Annotated in this window: 19 protein-coding genes; 7 read left to right on the top strand and 12 right to left on the bottom strand. The window is 72.8% G+C overall.

Features of this window, described 5'->3' with window-relative positions:
- Window positions 1-213: 213 nt before the first annotated feature.
- A complete protein-coding gene (locus ABEB00_RS34395; protein ID WP_345624647.1) occupies window positions 214-1,818 on the top strand; it encodes a GMC oxidoreductase in 1,605 nt (534 codons plus the stop codon).
- Window positions 1,819-1,875: 57 nt separating this feature from the next.
- On the opposite strand, the gene ABEB00_RS34390 is transcribed toward ABEB00_RS34395, so the two are convergent.
- From ABEB00_RS34390 to ABEB00_RS34380, 3 genes are all read right to left on the bottom strand, one after another.
- Entirely contained in the window at window positions 1,876-2,205 is a 330-nt protein-coding gene (locus ABEB00_RS34390) for a hypothetical protein (protein ID WP_345624646.1), read from the bottom strand.
- A 19-nt stretch (window positions 2,206-2,224) separates the two neighbouring features.
- Entirely contained in the window at window positions 2,225-3,511 is a 1,287-nt protein-coding gene (locus ABEB00_RS34385; protein WP_345624645.1) for an aromatic ring-hydroxylating oxygenase subunit alpha, read from the bottom strand.
- A 165-nt stretch (window positions 3,512-3,676) separates the two neighbouring features.
- On the bottom strand, window positions 3,677-5,491 hold the full coding sequence (locus ABEB00_RS34380) for a flavin-containing monooxygenase (protein WP_345624644.1): 1,815 nt from the start codon (window positions 5,489-5,491) through the stop codon (window positions 3,677-3,679).
- Window positions 5,492-5,663: 172 nt separating this feature from the next.
- On the opposite strand from ABEB00_RS34380, the gene ABEB00_RS34375 reads away from it, so the two are divergent.
- Complete coding sequence (locus ABEB00_RS34375; protein WP_345624643.1) at window positions 5,664-6,686, top strand: SMP-30/gluconolactonase/LRE family protein; 1,023 nt, start codon at window positions 5,664-5,666, stop codon at window positions 6,684-6,686.
- 12 nt (window positions 6,687-6,698) lie between these two features.
- Here the strand turns inward: ABEB00_RS34375 and ABEB00_RS34370 are convergent, their stop codons facing one another.
- From ABEB00_RS34370 to ABEB00_RS34340, 7 genes are all read right to left on the bottom strand, one after another.
- Entirely contained in the window at window positions 6,699-7,292 is a 594-nt protein-coding gene (locus ABEB00_RS34370) for a TetR family transcriptional regulator (protein WP_345624642.1), read from the bottom strand.
- A gap of 93 nt (window positions 7,293-7,385) precedes the next feature.
- Window positions 7,386-8,687: an amidohydrolase family protein gene (locus ABEB00_RS34365; protein ID WP_345624641.1), complete on the bottom strand. Its 1,302-nt coding sequence runs from the start codon at window positions 8,685-8,687 to the stop codon at window positions 7,386-7,388.
- A 30-nt stretch (window positions 8,688-8,717) separates the two neighbouring features.
- Window positions 8,718-9,041: a hypothetical protein gene (locus tag ABEB00_RS34360; RefSeq protein WP_345624640.1), complete on the bottom strand. Its 324-nt coding sequence runs from the start codon at window positions 9,039-9,041 to the stop codon at window positions 8,718-8,720.
- Window positions 9,007-9,426: a hypothetical protein gene (locus ABEB00_RS34355; RefSeq protein WP_345624639.1), complete on the bottom strand. Its 420-nt coding sequence runs from the start codon at window positions 9,424-9,426 to the stop codon at window positions 9,007-9,009. Before ABEB00_RS34355 ends, ABEB00_RS34360 begins: the two co-directional genes overlap by 35 nt.
- A complete protein-coding gene (locus ABEB00_RS34350) occupies window positions 9,423-10,142 on the bottom strand; it encodes an ABC transporter ATP-binding protein (protein WP_345624638.1) in 720 nt (239 codons plus the stop codon). Before ABEB00_RS34350 ends, ABEB00_RS34355 begins: the two co-directional genes overlap by 4 nt.
- Window positions 10,143-10,144: 2 nt before the next feature.
- On the bottom strand, window positions 10,145-10,855 hold the full coding sequence (locus ABEB00_RS34345; protein ID WP_345624637.1) for an ABC transporter ATP-binding protein: 711 nt from the start codon (window positions 10,853-10,855) through the stop codon (window positions 10,145-10,147).
- Window positions 10,836-12,980: an ABC transporter permease subunit gene (locus ABEB00_RS34340; protein WP_345624636.1), complete on the bottom strand. Its 2,145-nt coding sequence runs from the start codon at window positions 12,978-12,980 to the stop codon at window positions 10,836-10,838. Before ABEB00_RS34340 ends, ABEB00_RS34345 begins: the two co-directional genes overlap by 20 nt.
- Window positions 12,981-13,099: 119 nt before the next feature.
- Between ABEB00_RS34340 and ABEB00_RS34335 the strand changes: the two genes are divergently transcribed.
- From ABEB00_RS34335 to ABEB00_RS34320, 4 genes are read left to right on the top strand one after another with little or no spacing between them, the layout of a single operon-like run.
- A complete protein-coding gene (locus ABEB00_RS34335; protein ID WP_345624635.1) occupies window positions 13,100-13,516 on the top strand; it encodes a nuclear transport factor 2 family protein in 417 nt (138 codons plus the stop codon).
- Window positions 13,513-14,643, top strand: a complete 1,131-nt coding sequence (locus ABEB00_RS34330) for an acyl-CoA dehydrogenase family protein (protein ID WP_345624634.1) — start codon at window positions 13,513-13,515, stop codon at window positions 14,641-14,643. Before ABEB00_RS34335 ends, ABEB00_RS34330 begins: the two co-directional genes overlap by 4 nt.
- 6 nt (window positions 14,644-14,649) lie before the next feature.
- Entirely contained in the window at window positions 14,650-15,438 is a 789-nt protein-coding gene (locus tag ABEB00_RS34325; RefSeq protein ID WP_345624633.1) for an acyl-CoA dehydrogenase family protein, read from the top strand.
- 11 nt (window positions 15,439-15,449) lie between these two features.
- Entirely contained in the window at window positions 15,450-16,259 is an 810-nt protein-coding gene (locus ABEB00_RS34320) for an acyl-CoA thioesterase (RefSeq protein WP_345624632.1), read from the top strand.
- 51 nt (window positions 16,260-16,310) lie between these two features.
- On the opposite strand, the gene ABEB00_RS34315 is transcribed toward ABEB00_RS34320, so the two are convergent.
- Both ABEB00_RS34315 and ABEB00_RS34310 read right to left on the bottom strand, forming a co-directional pair.
- A complete protein-coding gene (locus ABEB00_RS34315; RefSeq protein WP_345624631.1) occupies window positions 16,311-17,444 on the bottom strand; it encodes a thiolase family protein in 1,134 nt (377 codons plus the stop codon).
- Window positions 17,437-18,879 (bottom strand): class I adenylate-forming enzyme family protein, encoded by a 1,443-nt coding sequence (locus ABEB00_RS34310; protein ID WP_345624630.1) that lies wholly within the window; start codon window positions 18,877-18,879, stop codon window positions 17,437-17,439. The genes ABEB00_RS34315 and ABEB00_RS34310 overlap by 8 nt, the downstream gene beginning before the upstream one ends.
- A 53-nt stretch (window positions 18,880-18,932) precedes the next feature.
- Here ABEB00_RS34310 and ABEB00_RS34305 point away from each other — a divergent pair, with 53 nt between their 5' ends.
- On the top strand, window positions 18,933-19,700 hold the full coding sequence (locus ABEB00_RS34305) for an SDR family oxidoreductase (protein WP_345624629.1): 768 nt from the start codon (window positions 18,933-18,935) through the stop codon (window positions 19,698-19,700).
- Window positions 19,701-19,796: the final 96 nt, after the last annotated feature.

Here is a 19,796-nt window from a genome sequence, read left to right as displayed (position 1 = left end):
GAACCCAGGCGCCTTGACGAAAGACATAGAGGCACCCCCACACACACACCGCCCGGCCCGCGTGCGCCGCGGCCCACGACGGGCCCTCCCGACGGGAGTCACATGTCCGACGACCGCTTGTCCCCTTCCCCTTCCCCTTCCCCCTCCTCCCCCCTCCCCGCGTCTCCCCTGCCCGTCTCCCCCGCCCCGGTGTCCCCTCGGTCCGCGCACCGGATGAGCCGTCGGCAGGTGCTGGGCGCGGGCACCCTGGCCGCGGCCGCACTCGGTGGGTCCGTGCTCGGCGCCGGCGACGCCTCCGCCGCGACGCCCGCGACCCGGACCGGGCCGGCGACCGCCGCGCCCGTCACCGAACGCCGTGCCCGAGCCGTGGTCGTGGGCACCGGCTTCGGCGGCGGCGTGACCGCGCTGCGCCTGGCCCGGGCCGGGGTGTCCACCCTCGTCCTGGAACGCGGCCGGCGCTGGCGCACCGGCCCCAACGCCACCACGTTCTGTCGCTTCGCCACCATGGACAACCGTTCCGCCTGGCTGACCGACCACCCCGTCGTCGGCGGTGGCAACCAGACCTGGACGCCGTACACCGGCGTGCTCGAACCCGTCGTAGGCAACGGCATGACCGCCATGTGCGGGGCTGCGGTGGGCGGCGGCTCGGTCATGTACCACGGCATGACCCTGCAGCCGACCAGAGCCGACTTCGCCAGGTCGATACCGGTGGCCGCGGGCCTCTACAGCGAACTGGACCTGTGGGCCTACCCCACGGTCGCCCGGATGCTGGGCGTCTCCACCATCCCGTCCGACATCCTGGCCTCCGACCCGTACAAGTCCTCCCGCCTGTTCCAGCAGGTCGCGCCGCAGGCGGGTCTGACGCCGTTCAAGGTGCCGCTGCCCGTCGACTGGAGCTACGTCCGCGGCGAGCTGACGGGCCGCTACGAGCCGACGTACACCACCAGTGACATCGCCTTCGGCGTCAACAACGGCGGCAAGCAGTCGATCGACGTCACCTACCTCGCGCAGGCGGAGGCCACCGGCCGGGTCGAGGTGGCGCCCCTGCACGTCGTGCGCGACCTCGCGCTGGACGCGAACAGGCGGTGGGTGCTCTCCGTCGACCGCATCGACACCGGCGGCGTCGTGCGGGAGCAGATCCGGGTCACCGCCGACGCCGTGTTCCTCAACGCCGGTTCGCCCGGCACCACCCGTCTCCTGGTCAAGTCCCGGGCCAAGAACCTGGTCCCCGACCTGCCCGACGCCATCGGCACCCGGTGGGGCAACAACGGCGACCGGATCTGGGCCTGGATCAACCCCACGGGCGACGCCGGGACCCTGCAGGGCGGTCCCGCCTGCGTCGGCGGCGCCGACCCCGGCAGCCCCATCCCCCTCAACATCATCCACGCCGGTTCGCCCGTGCAGAGCCCCGGCGCGACGGCGCTGACCGTCGTCGGGTTCGGCGTCGTGGACGGCGCGGGCACCTGGGCCTACGACGCCGGCCAGGACGACGCCGTGCTCACCTGGCCCACCGGCACGGACGCCGCGCTGCAGGCGCTGATCACCGCCCGCATGCGGGCCATCGCCGCGGCCGGCGGCGGCATGATGATGGACACCAATGCGGGCGCCCCCTCCACCTGGCACGCCCTCGGCGGCGTCCCCATGGGAGACGCCGTCGACCTCACCGGCCGGGTACTGGGCCACAAGGGCCTGTACGTCCTCGACGGCGCCCGCATCCCCGGCTCCACCGGCGCCTGCAACCCGTCCATGACCATCGCCGCGCTCGCCGAACACAGCATGGCGACCATCGTGCGCCAGGACGTCGGACGCGTCTTCTGAGCGGTCGGCCTCGGCCGCGTGCCTCGGGGACTCCGTCTCCGGGGCCGGGCCGGCCGGTCAGACGAGCGGTTCGACGACGGCGTCGATGCTGGAGGCGCCCGAGTCGGGAACCCTGGGCTGGCGCCACGCCTCTACGGAGAAGGCGACGGTCACCAGCGAGCAGAACAGCCACAGCAGGCGCTTGTCGGGCTCGGAGATGCCCTCCATGGGGGTCTTCTCCAGGTGGGCGGTGCCGGACTTGAGCAGGGGAAAGGCCACGTCGTAGAACGCGTCGAGCTCGTCCATCGTGCTGCTGATCCGCTTGGCGTAGCGGGCCTTCTCCGTGGGGACCGCCCAGTCGGCGAACCTGTCCAGGGCTTCGAAGCCCTCGGGGAATGCACTGGCCATGGTGTGGTCCTCCTCGAAGTCAGGACGCCGCCGGGGTGCCGGAGGTGCGGCGCCGGTGGTCGTCGACGTACTCCTGGGCACTGCGGTGCAGGTGACGCAGCAGCACCTCCTGGTCGTTCAGGGGGAAGCGGTCGACCGTCCCCGACTCCAGCATGGTCTGGGTCGCCTCCAGGGTGTTGCCGTCCTGGAGGCCGTACTCCTTGAAGGAGACGGCGGCCAGTTCCTGCTGGAGCCGCTCGAAGGCGTTCTTCGGCGGGACGAAGTAGCACGTCCCCTCGAAGATGTGCGTGTGGTACGAGGTGGGCCAGTAGTGGTAGGTGAGGACCCAGTTCGGCCGCCAGATCAGCAGCATGAAGTTGGGGAAGAAGACGAAGGAGTCCATGCCCCAGCGCGGGTCGCGCGTGGGGTTGACGGCCGGCGGCAACTGCTCGGTGGTCAGGCCGATGTCCGGCGCGTCCCACGGACCGAACAGGCCGCTGCGCAGCGCCGCCTCGATGGGTTTGACCATCTCGCGGTCGTGCGGCGGGGCGATGCCGCCCCAGGACGACACCATGCTGTGCGGGCCGTCGATGCCGTAGTGGAGCGCCTCGTACCCGTACTTCGCGATCCGGCGGGCCTGGTCGGGCGTGTACTGGCCGGAGTGCAGGATCGGCGCGTGGTAGAACTCCGCGAACGCGTCGATGAAGAGCTTCCAGTTGCTGCCTATCTCCGCGCGGTACTTGTGCACCTGGGTCAGCTTGTCGAACGGGTAGCCTTCGATGCCGTGCGCCAGTTCGCCGAGGTACGCGCGCAGCGGCGTGGTGTTCTCGTTGTCGAGGTTCACGAAGACGAACCCCTCCCAGACCTCGGCCCGGACCTGCTTGAGCCCGTAGTCCGACTTGTCGAGGCCGAAGAACTCGCCCTCCTGCTGGACGAAGGCGAGCTTGCCGTCCAGGTCGTAGCGCCAGGCGTGGTACTTGCAGGTGAACTGGCGGCAGACGCCGCTGGTCTCCTCGCGCGGGAAGTCGTTCCACACCAGCTTGTTGCCCCGGTGCCGGCACACGTTGTGGAAGGCGCGCACCTCGCCGTCGGTGCCGCGCGCGACGATGACGGAGGTGCTCGCCGCGTCCAGCTCCTTGGTGAAGTAACTCCCTTTGCGCGGGAGTTGCTCGACACGGCCGACGTTGAGCCAGGTGCGCTTGAAGATGGCCTCGCGCTCCAGCTCGTAGTGGTCGGGCGAGGTCGAGTCCGCGTAGGAGACCGGCTCCGTGCCGACCTTGAGGTGCTTGGTCCAGCTACCCTCTTCGGGCTTGGCGAAATGGGCCATGAGGTCGGGTCCTCCAGTTGACGACACCGCTCGTCGATAACAACGATCTCGGACTATGAGAACGCTATTCTCCATTCTGCGCAACCGTCAAGGTCGACGACTCGGATCGACTGCGGGCGGCGGTCCGGGGGACCCTGCCTCCTGCGCGGGTGGAGCGGGGGCCGGCTACACCTCCCTCCTGGGAACGCTCCTGGGCCGCAGGACCTGGTGCGTGGAGTTCGCCCGCCACCTTTCGAGCAGGTCGTGGAAGGCGGCGGCGCCGTGCGGGTAGGCGGTCGGCCCGTTCGGCCGGCCGCGCCCTTCGGCGTTGTAGTAGCCGGGGGTGCACTCGGCGTGGAACCACTCGTGGTCGGGGGCGCCGTCGGCCAGCACGGCGATCCAGTCGTCCTCGGTCTGCCGGGAGGGTTCGATCAGGGCGCCTTCGGCTTCGGCGGCGGCGACGAGCGCGGCGGCGTGGACGGCGTGCTCGTCCAGGACGTGCGTGTAGTTGACACTGCTGGTGCTCTGAGTGCCGCCCATCTGCAGCAGGTTCGGGAAACCGTTGCTGGTGAACCCGTGGAGGGTGCGCGGACCCTGCTCGCGCCAGGCGTCCCGCAGCCGGACCCCCCGCCTGCCGCGGACCGGCAGCCGGCCCGAGTGGACGCCGGAGACACCGACGGAGAAACCGGTGGCGAAGATCAGGCAGTCGAGCGCGTACTCGGTGTCGCCGATGACGACGCCGCGCTCGGTCATGCGCTCGATGCCGTGGGTGTCCGCGGTGTCGACCAGGGTCACGTTGTCCCGGTTGAACGCCTGGAGGTACCGGTCCGAGAAGGTGGGGCGCTTGCAGGCGTACCGGTACCAGGGTTTGAGCTTCGCCGCGGTGTCCGGATCGGTGACGACCTGGTCGACGCGGGCGCGGACCTCGTTCATCTTGACGGCGTCGGCGATCTCGTAGGACGCCTCGAAGGCCGTCCGGTCGCCGGACCGGCGGAAGCTGGGCAGCAGCTTCTCCAGGAGGCCGGCGGACGCGGTCCACCCGTCCCGCACGAGGTCCGCGTCGGCCGGTTCGCCCGAGACGACGCGCAGGAAGTTCTCGCGGCGCTCGCTCGCCCAGCCGGGGCGGTCGGCACCCACGTCGGCGGCGGTGGTGCGGCGGTTGGCGCGCACGTCCACGCTGGAGGGCGTGCGCTGGAAGACGTAGAGGTGCCGGGCGTCCTCGGCGAGCAGGGGAACGACCTGGACGCCGGTGGCGCCGGTGCCCACCACACCCACCCGCTTGTCCGCGAGGCCGACGAGGCCACCGTCCGGGGTGCCGCCGGTGTAGCCGTAGTCCCAGCGTGACGTGTGGAAGGTGTGTCCCGCGAACTTCTCGATGCCGGGGATGCCGGGAAGCTTCAGCTCGGACAGGGTGCCGGTGGCCGTGACGACGTACGTGGCCCGGAACTTGTCCCCGCGGTCGGTCGTGACGATCCACGCCTCTGAGGTGTCGTCCCAGGTCAGTGAGGTGACCGCGGTGGAGAACACGGCGTCCGCGTAGAGGTCGTACTTCTCCGCGATCCGCACCGCGTGGCGCCGGATCTCCTCGCCGGGCGCGTACTTCCACTCCGGAACGTAGCCGGTCTCGTCGAGCAGCGGCAGGTACACGTGCGACTCGATGTCGCAGTGGATGCCCGGGTACCGGTTCCAGTACCAGGTGCCGCCGAAGTCACCGCCCGTCTCGATGATCCGGACGCGCTCGACGCCCCGCTGCCGCAGCCGCGCTCCGGCGAGAATGCCGCCGAAGCCGCCGCCGACGACCGCGACGTCCACCCGGTCCCGCAGCGGCTCGCGCCCGGTCGGTTCCCCGGCGTACGGGTCGGCGGCGTAGTAGCCGAACTCGGCGTCGGCGCCGAGGTACTGCCGGGCGCCGTCGGGTCGCACCCGTCGCTCCCGTTCGGTCCGGTAGCGCTCGCGCAGGTCGGCGAGTGCCTCGGTCGACACCTCTGGTGAATTCGCCATGTGGGGGGCCCAGTTCCTTCCGGTTCGCTGCCATGGGGCTGCCTCGTCGATGAACTGCGCGACGCTGCGCTGTACTTGAGCAGCCATGCACTACGGTAACAAGAGCCGGACAGTGCTGTCCGGTTGGTGTGGAGATTGCTTCCGCATACCTCGGAGACGAAGGGCGATTGACATGCGACGACTCCCCGTACGACCCGTCGCCGGACTTGCCGCGATCGGGGCGCTGGTGCTCACCGGCTGCGGTACGCAGACCGGCGGCCCCGCCGCGGCCGCGGCGGCCGGCGGCAAGGACAGGACCATCCGTGCGCACCAGGTCATGCGGGTCACGGAGGTGCACGAGCAGACCGGGATGACCCTGCTGGAGGGCCCCGTCCTCGACCAGGACGGCACGCTGCTCGTGGTGGACGTCACCGCGCCCGCCGGCGAGGCGAAGGTGCTGCGCGTGGACGTCCGGAAGAAGACCGCACGGCAGGTCCACACCGACGACCGCGGCACCTACACCTCGGCTCAGTTCAGTCCGTACGACGGCCGCATCTACCTGACCGACTTCTCCCACGGTGAGATCGTGAGCCTGGCCCCGGACGGCGGTGATCCGCGGACGTTCTTCTCCGGGGAGGTCGACGGGGCGCGGATGAATCCGGACGATCTCGCCTTCGACCGGGAGGGCAGCCTGTACGTCAGCGACTCGCGCGGCATGTCGGAGGGGAAGGCGACCGGCCGCGTGGTGCGTATCGACCGCGACGGGAGGAACGCCTCCGTCCTGGCGGACGGCCTGGCCTCGCCGAACGGCATATCCTTCGACGCGGACCACCGCGGGCTGTGGTTCAGCGAGCTGACGCAGAACCGCGTCTCGTACCTGCTGCTCGACGGCGAGGGCGGGGTGGCGTCACGTCACACCGCCATCCGGGTGGACGGCGGGATCGCCCAGACCGACTCGATCGCCGTGGACGCCGACGGCAACCTGTACCAGGGCCTGCACGGCCGTCCGGCGATGGCGGTGTACAGCGAGAACGGTGAGCGCCTGGCGACCGTCGAGGTGCCGGCGCCCGCCGCCGAAGGGCTGGAATCGGCGACCAACGTGGCCATCACGCCCGGAGGGACCAAGGCGTACATGACGGTCAGCGGACCCGACGGGGGTTACGTGTACACCTTCGACGCGCTGGCGAAGGGGGTCCGGCAGTCCAACGGCGGCTGACGCGGGCCTCGCTCACGTCGCGAAGGGCCGCACCGGTCCCACCTCGACACCGAGCAGGCGCCAGGCCGCCAGCGCCCGGCGTTCTCGCTGTTCACGGGTGGGGCCGGTGACGGCGCCGGAGACCATGGCAATGGCGATCATGAGGTCTTCGGGCCGAGCGCCGAGCCGGTGCCCGGCCGGCAGATGCCGGCGCAGGGCACGCTCGACCCGCCGGGACAGGGCCTGGGCGTAGGCGGGGGTGCCGGAGCGGCTGTCCGCCCCGTCCGCGTGCAGGACGCCGACGAAGGCGGTCGACTCCGTCTGGTGCCAGGTGAGGACACCGAGCACTCGGGCCGCGTCCGTGCCGTCGGCGGCCGCCGCCTGCTCGATCTGCTGGACGTTCTCCTCCAGCACGGCGAGGGCCAGCGCGGCCCGGTCGGGGAAGTGCCGGTACAGCACGCCCTGGCCGACGCCGGCCCGGCGCGCGATCGCGGACAGTGGCGCGCTCAGGCCGGACTCCGCGTAGATCTCCCGGGCGGCGGCGACGAGGGCGGCCCGGTTGCGCGCGGCGGCCTTCGGCCCGTCGTTCGCGGGTCGTCGCTCGTCAGGGAGATTTCGCTGCGTCACCCCGGGAGAATAGCGGGCGGTGCCGGACACGGTTCGGGCTTCTCGTCCAAAGCGGTGCGGGCCTCTCGTCCGGGGCGGTGCGGGCCTCGCCGCTCAGTCCCGGACGGCCGCCATCGCCGCCTCCGCCTTCCGGTGGTAGTTGGCCAGCTTCTCCGACGGGGCGACGGCCGCCTGCTTGCTCCGGGGTTTCACCGACACGTCGTGGCCCTCGGCGGCCCTGCGGAGCGCGCCCACCGTGGCCCGCGCACGGGGCACGTGCGCGAACGGGTCGAAGGAGTACCAGCGCATCGCGTTCTCGTGGGTCATCTTGTTGATCTCGTCGTCCGTCACGTCGTGCGCCGTCAGCACGCTGTGCAGTTCCTCCGGCGCGTCGGGCCACATGGAGTCGCTGTGCGGATAGTCCGCCTCCCAGCAGATGTTGTCGATGCCGATGTCGTGGCGCAGCTTCACGCCGACGGGGTCGGAGATGAAGCAGGTGAGGAAGTGCTCGCGGAAGACCTCGGAGGGCAGTTTGCCGCCGAAGTCCTGAAGGGTCCAGGTGGAGTGCATCTCGTAGGTACGGTCGATGCGGTCCAGGAAGTACGGGATCCAGCCGGTGCCGCCCTCGGAGAGCGCGATCCGGACGTGCGGGAACTCCTTGAGGACGCGGGACCAGATCAGGTCGGCGGCGGCCTGGACCAGGTTGATGGGCTGAAGCGTGATCATCACGTCCGGCGGGGCGTCGGGGGCGGTGATGGCGAGGCGTCCGGAGGAGCCGATGTGCAGGTTCATCACCGTGCCGCAGTCGGTCAGCGCCCGCCACACCGGGTCCCAGTACTCGGTGTGGAAACTGGGGTAGCCCAGTGGAACGGGGTTCTCGGGGAAGGTCAGCGAGTGGCAGCCCTTGTCGGCGACCCGGCGGATCTCCCGGGCGCACAGCTCGGCGTCCCAGATGGCCGGGAGCGCCATGGGGATGAAGCGGCCGGGGTGGGCGCCGCACCACTCGTCGATGTGCCAGTCGTTGTAGGCGCGTACCAGGGCGAGGGAGAAGTCGGAGTCCTCGGTGGCGAACAGCCGGGCGGAGAAGCCGGGGAAGGAGGGGAAGTTCATCTGGGCCAGGACGCCGCCGGCGTTCATGTCGGCGACCCGCTCGTCGACGTCGTAGCAGCCGGGCCTGATCTCGTCCAGGCCCTGCGGCTCCATGCCGTACTCCTCCTTGGGGCGCCCGGCGACGGCGTTCAGCGCGACGTTGCCGACGGAGTTGTCGCGGAACTGCCAGATGTCGGTGCCCTTGTCGCTGCGGACCAGTCGGGGCGCGTCCTTCTTGTACCGGTCCGGCAGGTGGTTCACGAAGATGTCGGGCGGCTCGATGATGTGGTCGTCGACGCTGATCAGGATCATGTCGTCGCGGTCCATGCGGACCCTCCTCGGAGGTGGCGGCTGGGATCAGTCGGAGGCGGGCAGCGCCTTGGGCGCCTTGACGGTCAGCGGTTCGCCCGCGTAGGCGAGCGGGCCGGAGCCGGACGCGGTGCAGAGGAGTTCGAGGGTGTCGGCGGCGTCGACGTAGCGCTTGCCGATGAGGGCACCCGCGGCCGCGCCGGCCGGGCCCGGTGCCGGGGCGGGGGCCCGGACGGCGGGGATCATCGGATCGCCGCCGCACTCGATGGGGCCGGCCGCCTGCTGCGGGGCTCTGATGACGATCACCCTGGTGCTGTCGGCGGCGGAGGCTAGCTGGTCACCGGGGCGCGGGGTCGGTGCGGGGGACGCCATTGTGCGGTTCTCCTTCCGGGTGGGGGGTGGTCGGGGGCGCGGTGGCGAGCCGCTCCCCCAGCAACTCCAGTTCGTAGGACTGGCGGGCCAGCCAGAAGCGCAGGAAGCCGGTGAGCGAGTAGCGCAGGAAGAGGGCGGCGCCCACCACCGCCGCGGTGATCCCGCCGAGGCCCAGGGCGAGGGCGTCGCCCTGGGCGAGCGAGCTGTCGGTTCCGTGGGCCAGCGGGAAGGCGGTCGCGCCGAGCACGATCCCCGCCGCCATCAGCAGTGCGCCGAGGCGGAGCCACAGGGCGGCGTGCGCGGCGGCGGGATCCGGGATCTTCAGTGCGGCCAGGTCGCGGACGAAGCGTTCCGCACGTGGCTCCGGCAGGGGGCTTGACGTCATGGGGCGCTTCCCAGGTAGTAGGAGGACAGTTCGGCGTGCAGGGAGCTGTCCGGCCGCCCCTGCCAGGGCACACGGCCGCGGGCGAGGACGGCGGCACGGTCGGCGGTCTTCAGGACGGCGGTGGCGAACTGCTCGACGACCAGGACCGCCACGCCCTGCCGGGCGATCTCGGCGACCCGTTCGTACAGGTCGGCGACGACCAGCGGGGCCAGCCCCATGGAGAGTTCGTCCAGGAGCAGGACGGCCGGGTCGGTGGTCAGCCCGCGGGCGAGGGCGAGCATCTGCTGCTCGCCGCCGGAGAGGGTGCCGGCCTGCTGTGCGCGCCGGCTCGCGAGGGCGGGGAAGCGTGCGTAGGCGGCGTCCTCGGTCTCTTCCCGGCCGCGGCCGGTGAAGGTCATCATCCACAGGTTGTCCCGCACGCTGAGGTTGGGGAAGACGCCGCGTCCTTCGGGGATGAGGCACACACCGGCGCGCGCCAGGTCCCCGGCGCGGACCCCGGTGACGTCCCGGCCTGCCAGCAGGAGCCGGCCGCCGCTGGGCGGGTGGATGCCGGCCGCGACCTTGAGGGTGGTGGTCTTGCCCGCGCCGTTCGGGCCCAGCAGCGCGACGACCTGGCCGGCGGCGACCGCGAGGTCCACTCCGCGCAGGACGGTGATGCCTTCGTAGGCGGCCCGTACGCCGCGTAGTTCGAGCAGCGGTGGTGCCGTGGAGTCCATAATCACTCCTCTCCCAGATAGGCCGCCAGCACCGTCGCGTCGCGGCGGACCCGGTCGGGCGGACCGCTCGCGACGACGGCTCCGAGGTCGAGGACGTGGACCTCGTCGCAGACGGTCATCACCAGGCTCATGTCGTGTTCGACGAGGAGTACGGCGGTGCCCTCGGCCGCGAGGGAGCGCAACAGGCCGGCGAAGCGTCCGGTCTCCTCCGCGTCCTGGCCGGCGGCGGGTTCGTCGAGGAGGAGGACCTTCGGTTCCTGGACGAGGGCGCGGGCGACCTCGACGAGCCGGGCCGCACCGGTGGGCAGGGCGTCGGCGGACGCGTCGGCGAGGTCCGTCAGGCCCAGGCGGTCCAGTGTCCGGTCGGCGCTGCGGGCCGCTCGGCGGCGGCCCGGGCCGAGTTCGGCCGCGACGAGGAGGTTGTCGCGGACGGTGAGGCGGCCGAACAGTTCCAGATGCTGGAAGGTACGGGACAGTCCGCGCCGGGCGCGTCGTGCCGGGCCCTCGCCGGTGATGTCGTGGCCGTCGAGCAGGACCCGGCCGGTGCGCGGCCGGCGCAGGCCGGAGACCACGTCGAACAGCGTGCTCTTGCCGGCCCCGTTGGGTCCGATGAGTCCGGTGACGCGGCCCGCCTCCACGGACAGCGACACCTTGTCCAGGGCGCGGCGTCCGCCGAAGGAGACGCTCACCTCGTCAGTGCGCAGCAGTGGCACGGCTCAGCACCTCCCCGTCCTCGGGCCGCCAGGGGCGGCGCAGGCCCCACCACTCCACGGGTACGTCGCGGTCCTGGCTCCCGGAGCGGTCCCGCCTCCCGCCGTGGTCCTGGTCCACCCGGGAGGCGGCGCGGGCGCGCAGCGCCAGGGACACCGCGAGGGCGGCGGCGAGCAGCGGGCCGCCGTCGGCCACGTCGGTGGCGGCGAGCAGCCAGCACAGGGCGAGCACACCGAGCAGTACGGGAAGCAGGGTCCGGTCGCGGGCGAGCCTGGCCCACTGGGCGTGCAGGTGCGGTACGACTCCGGCCGGGCTGCGGGCGAGCCCCATCCCGGCCAGGGCGATGAGCAGCGCGGACAGGTCGTGCGCCCAGGAGCCGAACTCCGCGAGGAGGTGGGCCGGCACGACGAAGGCGAGCCCCGCGAACAGGCCGGTGCCCACGGCGCCGAGCCCTCCGACGACCGCGACGAGGAAGATCGGCAGTCCCGCGACGAGGTTGAACTGCTCGGCGGTGACGGTCTGGAGCTGCATGCCGTAGAGGGCGCCGCCGAGGCCCGCGAGGCCGGCCGACAGGGCGAAGACCGCGATCTTGGCGCCGAGCAGCCGCCCGCCGAGGGTGGCGAAGGCGGCCTCGCTGTCGCGCAGGGCGATCAGCCTGCGGCCGATGCGGCCCCGGCGCAGCGCGGCCACGGCGAGCGAGGCGAGGGCCAGCGAGACGGCGGAGAGGACCAGCAACTGGGCGGGGGAGGTGAGGTGCAGGCCGAACAGGTCGGGGCCGGTGACCGCCACGGAGCCCTGGTCGAACAGGGCGACGCGTACGCCGAACACGTCGAGGGCGGGGAGGGTGAAGATCCAGCGGTCGAGGATCACGGCGAACGCGGCGGTGCCGAGGGCGAGGTAGACCCCGGACAGGCGCAGCGCGGGCAGGGCGACGAGCGCTCCGACGACAGCGGTGACCGCTGCGGCGGCGGGCAGCGCCCACAGTTCGCCGTGGGCGCCCAGGTGGCCCCAGACCACCGCGCCGATCCCGGCGATGGAGAGCTGGCACAGCGAGATCTGCCCGGTGAACCCGGCCAGCGGCACGAAGGACAGGGCGATCACGCCGAGGGAGAAGACCGTGCCGTAGGAGAGGACGGCTTCCTCGGTGAGGACGGTGACCAGGACCAGTGCCAGGAGCACGGTGCCCGCGGCGAAGACCAGGCTGCCGCGTGCGGTGGGCAGCGGAACGCGGACCAGCCGCCGGTCCCGGCCGCGCAGCCGGCGGTGCGGGAAGGCGAGCAGGGCGAGGAGGAGGAGCAGCGCGGGGGCGGCGAGGCGCAGTCCCGGCAGGTAGTCGTTCTGCGGCAGCCAGCCGGCGAGATACGCCTCCAGCAGACCGACGACGACGGCACCGAGGAAGGTGAGGGGCAGGCTGCGCAGCCGGCCGAAGACAGCGGCGGTGTAGGCGCTGACGATGAGCAGGGAGAGCTGCTGGGCGTCGAGCGCGACGGTCGGGGCGATCAGGATGCCGCCGACGGCGGCGAGCTGGATGCCGAGAATCCAGGCGAGGCGGCCGGCCCGCAGCGGGTCGGCGCCGGTGAGCCCGGCGAGCGAGCGGTCGTCGACGCAGGCGCGCATCTCGGTGCCGGCCCGGGTGCGGTGCAGCAGGAGCCACAGCACGGCGGCGACCGCGACGGCGACGGCCATGGTGACGGCCTGGTGCCAGGTGACCGAGGCGGGGCCGAGACGGATCGCGGGGTGTTCGGCGAGGAACGGGGCGAGCGGCCGGGCGGTGTCGGGGTCCCAGACCCAGCGGGCCAGGGCGATGCAGCCGGTGAGCAGGGCGACGGTCATGACGAGGCGTTCGGCCTCGCCGAGGGCGTGGACCGGGCGCATCAGCACCCGTTCCACGAAGAGGCCGAAGGCGGGCGCCAGGACGAGCAGGACGGTGGCGAGGGCGAGCGGGACCGGCCAGTCCCACCCGACGGCGAGCTGCCAGTAGGAGAACGCCGCAAGCATGCCGGCGGCACCGTGGGCGAAGTTGAAGACGCCCGCCGTGGTGTGGGTGAGTACCAGGCCGCTGCCGATCACGGCGTAGATCGCGGCGGTGCTCAGGCCCACCACCGTGAAGGCCAGGAACTGATCCATGGTTCGGAAACTAGCTTCTCCCTATTGGAGAATCAACCATTCGTGCACAATACTCGTCCACGAGAATCACGTTCTCGCCCTCGGGGGTGGCGAGGACCGACGACCAGAGAGGCGACGCCTTGAGTCCTACCGACGACGTGGTGGAGATCGGACACCTCCTCGCCCGTTACGCGGTCGCCATGACCCGCGGCGACGTGGACCGGGTGCTCGGCGTGTTCACCGCGGACGGCAGTTACAGCGCGTTCGGCGACACCTATCCGCTCGACGAGTTCCCCGCGCTGATCGCCGCGGCTCCCAAGGGGCTGTTCCTCGTGGGCGCTCCGCAGATAGACCTGGACGGCGACGCGGCCACCGGTACGCAGCCACTGTGCTTCGTGGAGCACTCCGAGCACGCGATGCGCATCGGCTACTACAACGACACCTATGTGCGCACGGGCGACGGGTGGCGGCTGCGCACCCGGGCCATGACCTTCATCCGGCGCGGCGGCGACCACGACTCCGGTCGTCCGCACGCCTTCGAACGCTCCCGTTCATGAGGGTCGCCGAGTTCCGCCGGGAGGTGCGGCAGTGGCTCGACGGCCACGACCTGTCCCCCGGTGCCGGCCTGGGCCTGGACGCCCAGGTGGCCCAACTGGCGCGGGTGCGCGGGGCGCTGTGGGAGGCGGGGTGGATGCGGTACGGCTGGCCGCGCGAGGTCGGGGGGCTCGGCGGGCCGGCCGTCCTGCGCGCGGTGCTCGGCGAGGAGGTCGCCACCCGGGATCTGGCCGAGCCCGGCATCTGGTCGATGGTCGAGGTGCTCGTCCCCACCCTGATCGACCACGCGCCGCCCGCGCTCGCCGCCGAGCTGGTGCCCCGGCTGCTGAGCGGCCGGGAGCAGTGGTGCCAGGGCTTCTCCGAGCCCGGTTCGGGCAGTGACCTGGCCTCCCTGTCCACCCGTGCGGTGCGCGACGGCGGGGACGCCCCCCGCGCGCACGAGGCCGGGGGCGGGGGCGGCTGGGTGGTGTCGGGTCAGAAGGTCTGGACGAGTCTCGCCCAGTACGCGGCCCGCTGCGTACTGCTGGCCCGTACCGGCGGTCCCGGCCACGACGGCATCAGCGCCTTCCTGATCGACATGGACACTCCCGGGATCACCGTCCGGCCGCTGCGCACCCTGCACGGCGTCGACGAGTTCGCCGAGGTCTTCCTCGACGAGGTGCGGGTTCCGGAGGATCGGCTGCTCGGTGCGCCGGGCGACGGCTGGAAGCTGGCCATGGACCTGCTGCCGTACGAGCGGTCCACCTGCTTCTGGCACCGGATCGCCCACCTCCACAACCGCCTGGACCGGCTGCTGTCGCAAGGCCGCGAACCGGACCCGGACGCGCTCGGCGCGGTCTGGCTCGACCTCCACACCGCGCGCTGCCGCTCGGCGCTCACCCAGCGGGCGCTGGCCGACGGCGGCCGGCTGGGCCCGGAGACCTCGGTGGACAAGATCCTTCTCGCCACCGCCGAACAACGGCTCTTCGACACCGCGCGCGACCTGCTGCCCGGCACGGTGGAACTGACCGGCGAGGGCACCTGGCGCACCGAGTACCTGTACTCGCGTGCCGCGACCATCTACGGCGGCACCGCGGAGATCCAGCGCAACATCGTCGCCCGCCGCCTGCTGGACCTCGGGAAGGAGTGACCGCGCGTGGACGCCGATGAGCGCGACCTGCTGGAAGAGGTTCTGCGCAAGAGCATGGCGGGCGCTTCGGGCCCCGCCCTCGACGCCACCCTCACCGCACTCGGCTGGCCCCAGATGCTGGCCGAGGAACCCGGCACGGCCGTCCCGCTGGTGTTCCGCCTGCTCGGGGAGACGGGCGCGCACGCCTGCGTCCTCAACGACGTGGTGCTGCGGGCGGCGGGAAGCCCGCCGGGCCGGACCCTCGCCCTGCCGTACACCGGCGGGACGTGGGTGGAGTGGGCGCGGGACGGCGTCCCCGAGGGTCCCGCGCTGGACCCCTCACTGCCGTTGCGCCGGGTGGCCGCGGGCGGCCCGGTGCCGCTGGCCGACGGCCGCCGGGCTCTGGGCTGGTGGCTGCTGGGGACCGGACGGGCGATGCTCGCGCTGGCCCGCCGGCACGTCCTGGACCGGCACCAGTTCGGCCGCCCGCTCGCCTCCTTCCAGGCGCTGCGGCACCGTCTGGCCGAGACGCACGTCGCCCTGGAGGGCGCGCGGGCGGCCCTGTCGGCCGCCCGGGAGGACGACACGAGCGCCCTGCTGGCCAAGGCCGCCGCCGGCCGTGCCGCCCTCACCGCCGCGCGCCACTGCCAGCAGGCGCTCGGCGGGATCGGTTTCACCACCGAACACGATCTGCACCGGCACCTCCGACGCGCCCTGGTCCTGGACGGGCTGCTGGGCTCCGCCCGCGACCTGACGCGCGAGGCGGGCACGCTGCTGCTGCGCGAGGGCCGCACGCCACGTCTCGTCGACCTGTGAGGGAGCACCCCGTGCCCACCGATGCCACCGATGACCTCTGGAACGACCTGCTCGGCTGCCTCGACCTGACCGCCGTGGACGGCCTCGCCTTCGAAGGCCGCTCCCAACGGCTCGACCACCGGCGGCTGTTCGGCGGGCAACTGCTGGCGCAGTTCGCCCGGGCGGCCTCCCGGTCCCTGACCGGCAAGGAACTCAAGTCCCTGCACACCCAGTTCCTGCGCGAGGGCCGTACCGGGGAACCGGTGCGCTACGAGGCGGAGGTGGCGCGGCAGGGACGCACGTTCGCGAGCGTACGGCTCACCGCGCGCCAGGGGCACGGCGTGATCGCCGTGGCGCACGCGAGCCTGCACGCCTGGGAGGACGGGCCGGACCGTCAGACGGTCGATCCGCCCGCGGCACTCCCCGGTCCGGAGCGCCGGGCCGACCTCGGCCTGCTGCCGTGGGAGTCGCGCGCGGCAAGCGACCTCGACACGGAGAAGGCCGAGTCGCCGGTCCACGAACTGTGGACCCGGGTCCCCGGGGCACCCCGGGCCCTCGCGCCCGCGCTGCTGGCCTACGCCACGGATCTGACGCCCATTGGCACCGCGCTGCGGCCGCTGGCGGGGGTGACACAGGCGGACGCGGGCAAGGTCTTCGCCTCCGCCGTCACGTCACACACCGTGTGGTTCCACCGGCCGTTCGACAACGGGCAGTGGCTGCTGCTGCGCCAGCACAGTCCGCTGGCCGCGCACGGGAGGTGCTTCGGCCGCGGGGACGTGCTGACCGGGACGGGACAACTGGTCGCCTCCTTCGCCCAGGAGGCGCTGTTGCGGTTCGCCTGACCCCGCGCGGGGGTGCCCGCGGCCGAAGCCCGGACACCCCCGCGCGCCGGATCACGGCGCGGGTACTTCCAGCACCACCGCCGATCCCATCCCGCCGCCCGCGCACATGGCCGCGACGCCCACTCCCCCGCCCCGGCGACGCAGTTCGTGGACCAGGGTGACGACCATGCGGGCGCCGGTCGCCGCGACCGGGTGGCCGAGGGAACAGCCGCTGCCGTTGACGTTCACGGCGTCCGGGTCGAGATCCAGGCGGCGGACCGCGGCGACGGCGACCGCCGCGAACGCCTCGTTGATCTCGAAGAGGTCGACGTCGGACACCGTGAGGCCGGCCCGCCGCAGGGCTTTCGGAATCGCGAGGACCGGGGTCAGTCCGGTCTCGGCGGGGTCCACGGCGACCGAGGCCCAGGAACGCACGGTGGCCAGCGCCGGCCACCCCAGCCGCTCGTCGGCCACCGCCACGGCGGCCGCCGCGTCGTTCGCGCCGCAGGCGTTGCCGGCGGTGATGGAGAAGCCCTCGATCTCCGGGTGGAGCGGCTTGAGCGCGGCGAGGCGTTCCGCGCTGGTGTCGCGGCGCGGGTGCTCGTCGGCCTCGAAGGAGCCGTGCGGTGTGTCCACGGGCACGGTCTCGTCCTTGAAGCGTCCCTCGTCCAGCGCCCGGACGGCGTTGCGGTGCGAGCGCAGCGCCCAGGCGTCCATCTCCTCGCGGCTGATCCCGGCGCGCACCGCGGCGTTCCATCCCACCGTGATCGACATGTCGAGGTTGGGCGCGTCGGCGCGGTCGGGGTGGGAGGGCGGCACCCACCGGCCCTCCACGCCGCGGAAGGACAGTTCGGGCGCGGTGGAGGCGGAGTTGACCCCGCCGGCGAGCACCAGCCGGTCCATGCCGGCCCGGATGCCCGCGGCGGCGGTCTGCACCGCCGCCAGGCCGGCCGCGCAGTGCCGGTTCAGGGCGAGGCCCGGCACCTGCGGCAGTCCGGCGGTCAGCGCGGCGTGGCGGGCGACGACTCCGCCGCCGTAGTGGGACTCGGCGAGCACCACGTCGTCCACGAGGTCGGGGTCGAGGCCCGCCGCGGTCGCCCTGACGATCCGGTCGGCCAGTTCGTGGGCGGTGGTGTCGCGCAGGGTCCCCTTGAAGGCGGTGCCGATGGGGGTCCGCAGGGCGGCGACGAGCACGGCTTCAGGCATCGGGGGTCTCCTCCGGTCGGGCGAGTTCGGCCACCAGGGTGCGGCGCAGCAGCTTGCCCGTGGCGGTACGGGGCAGTTCGGAACGGAAGACGACGGTGTCCGGGGTCTTCGCGGAGCGCAGGCGGCGCTTGGCGAAGGAGCGGATCTCCTCCGGGTCGCCCGCGCCGACGAGCACCGCGACCAGCCGTTGGCCCCACTCCGGATCCGGCAGGCCCAGCACGGCGGCCTCCCGCACGCCCGGGTGCTGGAGCAGGACGTCCTCGATCTCCGCGGGCGCGATGTTCTCGCCGCCCCGGATGATGGTGTCGTCGGCGCGGCCGTCGAGGAAGAGGTAGCCGTCCGCGTCGAGACGGCCCCGGTCGCGGGTGGCGAACCAGCCGTCCTGGCCGCCGGAGCCGTCCGTGTCCTCGTACTCGCCCGAGATCTGGGCGCCCCGCACGAAGACCAGACCCGTCCCGCCGGGGCCGAGCGGCTTGCCGTCCCCGTCCCGGATCTCCACCTCGACGCCCGGCAGCGGGCGCCCCACCGATCCCAGCCGGTCGCGTACCGCCGGGTCCTCGGAGGCCATCGCGCGCCGGTGGTCGTCGGGTCCCAGCACGCAGACGGAGGACGCGGTCTCCGTCAGCCCGTAGGCGTTGACGAAGCCGGCCCGCGGGAACAGGCGCAGGGCGCGCTCCACCACCGGCCGGGGGCAGCGCGCGCCCCCGTAGGCGAGGTTGCGCAGCGTGGGGACGTGTACCCGCGCCTGAGCCGGTTCGTCGGTCAGCCGGGCCAGCATCGTGGGCACGACCATGGCGTGGGTGACGCCCTCCCGCCGTACCGTGGCCAGCCAGTCGGCGGGCTGGAAGACGCTCTGGTAGACCACGCGGCGGCCGGCGTACAGGTGGGTGAGCAGGTTCATCAGACCGGCGACGTGGTACGGCGGGAGCGCCACCAGGCCGGCGTCGGCCGGCTCCGCCGACCCGAAGTCCTGGGTGTTGAAGACGTAGGCGAGCAGGTGCCGGTGACGGAGCAGGGCGGCCTTGGGGGCCGCGGTGGTGCCGCTGGTGTAGAGAACGACCGCGACGGCGTCCTGGTCCTGGGGCGCGGGCAGCCACTCGGCCTCTCCGGAGGCGACGAGCAGCGCGTCGAGGTCGGCCGTGTGGAGTACCTCGGCGCCGGGATGCCGCTCGACAAGTGCGTCCGACTGCTCCTCGGAGAGACGGTAGTTGAGCGGTACGAACGGGATGCCGGCCAGGGCGGCGCCGAACAGGGCGACCGGGTACGCCAGGTGGTTGGCTCCCAGGTAGAGGACGGCGGTACGGCCGCGGAAGCGGGCGGCCGCGTGCCGCGCGAGGCGGTGGAGTTCGGCGGCCCGGAGCGTGCGGCCGCCCTCGGTGACGGCCGGCCGGTCGTCCGCCGAGGCGGCCATTTCCAGAATCACGGCTATGTTCATGAGAATGGCATTCTCCTACACTCATATCCTTACTTGCAAGAGAGGGGAATGTCATGCGCATCGATGGTTGCGCGGCCCTGGTGGTGGGCGGCGCCGGCGGACTGGGCGAAGCCACGGTCCGGCGGCTGTGCGGAGCGGGCGCCCGGGTCGTGGTCGCCGACCTGGCCGACGACCGGGGCAAGGCGTTGGAGGCGGAACTGGGGGTGCGTTACGTCCGCACCGACGCCACCGACGAGGACTCGGTGCGGGCCGCGGTCGGGGAGGCCGAACGGGCGGGCCCGCTACGGATCGCGGTGGACTGCCACGGGGGTCCCGCGAGCGGTGGGCGGCTGGTCGGCAAGGACGGCTCCGCCCTGCCGCTGGAGGGCTTCCGCACCACCGTCGAGGTCTATCTGACCGCCGTCTTCAACGTGCTGCGGCTCGCCGCCGCGGCCATCGGCCGCACGGCCCCCGTCGACGAGGACGGCGGACGCGGGGTCGTCGTCACCACCTCGTCCATCGCGGCGTACGAGGGACAGATCGGTCAACTGCCGTACGCGGCGGCGAAGGGCGGCGTGTCGGCGATGACCCTGGTCGCGGCCCGGGACCTGTCCCCGCTCGGCATCCGCGTGGTCACCGTCGCCCCCGGCACGGTCCTCACCCCGGCGTACGGGAAGGCCGCCGCCGAGCTGGAGGCGTACTGGGCACCGCGGGTGCCGCACCCGCGGCGGATGGGGCGGCCCGAGGAGTACGCGGCGCTGGTGCAGCACCTGTGCGAGAACGACTACCTCAACGGGGAGGTGGTGCGCCTGGACGGCGCGCTGCGCTTCCCGCCGAAGTAGGCCCGGGGCCCGGTCGCGGGACGCCGTGGTCCGCGTACTCATCGGCGCGACGCCTCCACCGGCACGAGGAGGACCGCGGCGGTCCCCGGCGCCCAG

It is taken from the genome of Streptomyces ziwulingensis (assembly GCF_039542605.1).
GTDB classification, from domain to species: Bacteria; Actinomycetota; Actinomycetes; order Streptomycetales; family Streptomycetaceae; genus Streptomyces; species Streptomyces ziwulingensis.
This window is presented reverse-complemented; position numbering and strand designations above follow the sequence as displayed.

Excerpts from the sequence above, each read along its gene's own strand:
- ABEB00_RS34365 (WP_345624641.1), bottom strand. The coding sequence starts at position 8,687 with ATGGACCGCGACGACATGATCCTGATCAGCGTCGACGACCACATCATC.
- ABEB00_RS34355 (WP_345624639.1), bottom strand. The coding sequence starts at position 9,426 with ATGACGTCAAGCCCCCTGCCGGAGCCACGTGCGGAACGCTTCGTCCGC.
- ABEB00_RS34380 (WP_345624644.1), bottom strand. The coding sequence starts at position 5,491 with ATGGCGAATTCACCAGAGGTGTCGACCGAGGCACTCGCCGACCTGCGC.
- ABEB00_RS34305 (WP_345624629.1), top strand. The coding sequence starts at position 18,933 with ATGCGCATCGATGGTTGCGCGGCCCTGGTGGTGGGCGGCGCCGGCGGA.
- ABEB00_RS34330 (WP_345624634.1), top strand. The coding sequence starts at position 13,513 with ATGAGGGTCGCCGAGTTCCGCCGGGAGGTGCGGCAGTGGCTCGACGGC.
- ABEB00_RS34375 (WP_345624643.1), top strand. The coding sequence starts at position 5,664 with ATGCGACGACTCCCCGTACGACCCGTCGCCGGACTTGCCGCGATCGGG.
- ABEB00_RS34385 (WP_345624645.1), bottom strand. The coding sequence starts at position 3,511 with ATGGCCCATTTCGCCAAGCCCGAAGAGGGTAGCTGGACCAAGCACCTC.
- ABEB00_RS34315 (WP_345624631.1), bottom strand. The coding sequence starts at position 17,444 with ATGCCTGAAGCCGTGCTCGTCGCCGCCCTGCGGACCCCCATCGGCACC.
- ABEB00_RS34390 (WP_345624646.1), bottom strand. The coding sequence starts at position 2,205 with ATGGCCAGTGCATTCCCCGAGGGCTTCGAAGCCCTGGACAGGTTCGCC.
- ABEB00_RS34350 (WP_345624638.1), bottom strand. The coding sequence starts at position 10,142 with ATGGACTCCACGGCACCACCGCTGCTCGAACTACGCGGCGTACGGGCC.
- ABEB00_RS34395 (WP_345624647.1), top strand. The coding sequence starts at position 214 with ATGAGCCGTCGGCAGGTGCTGGGCGCGGGCACCCTGGCCGCGGCCGCA.
- ABEB00_RS34310 (WP_345624630.1), bottom strand. The coding sequence starts at position 18,879 with ATGAACATAGCCGTGATTCTGGAAATGGCCGCCTCGGCGGACGACCGG.
- ABEB00_RS34360 (WP_345624640.1), bottom strand. The coding sequence starts at position 9,041 with ATGGCGTCCCCCGCACCGACCCCGCGCCCCGGTGACCAGCTAGCCTCC.
- ABEB00_RS34340 (WP_345624636.1), bottom strand. The coding sequence starts at position 12,980 with ATGGATCAGTTCCTGGCCTTCACGGTGGTGGGCCTGAGCACCGCCGCG.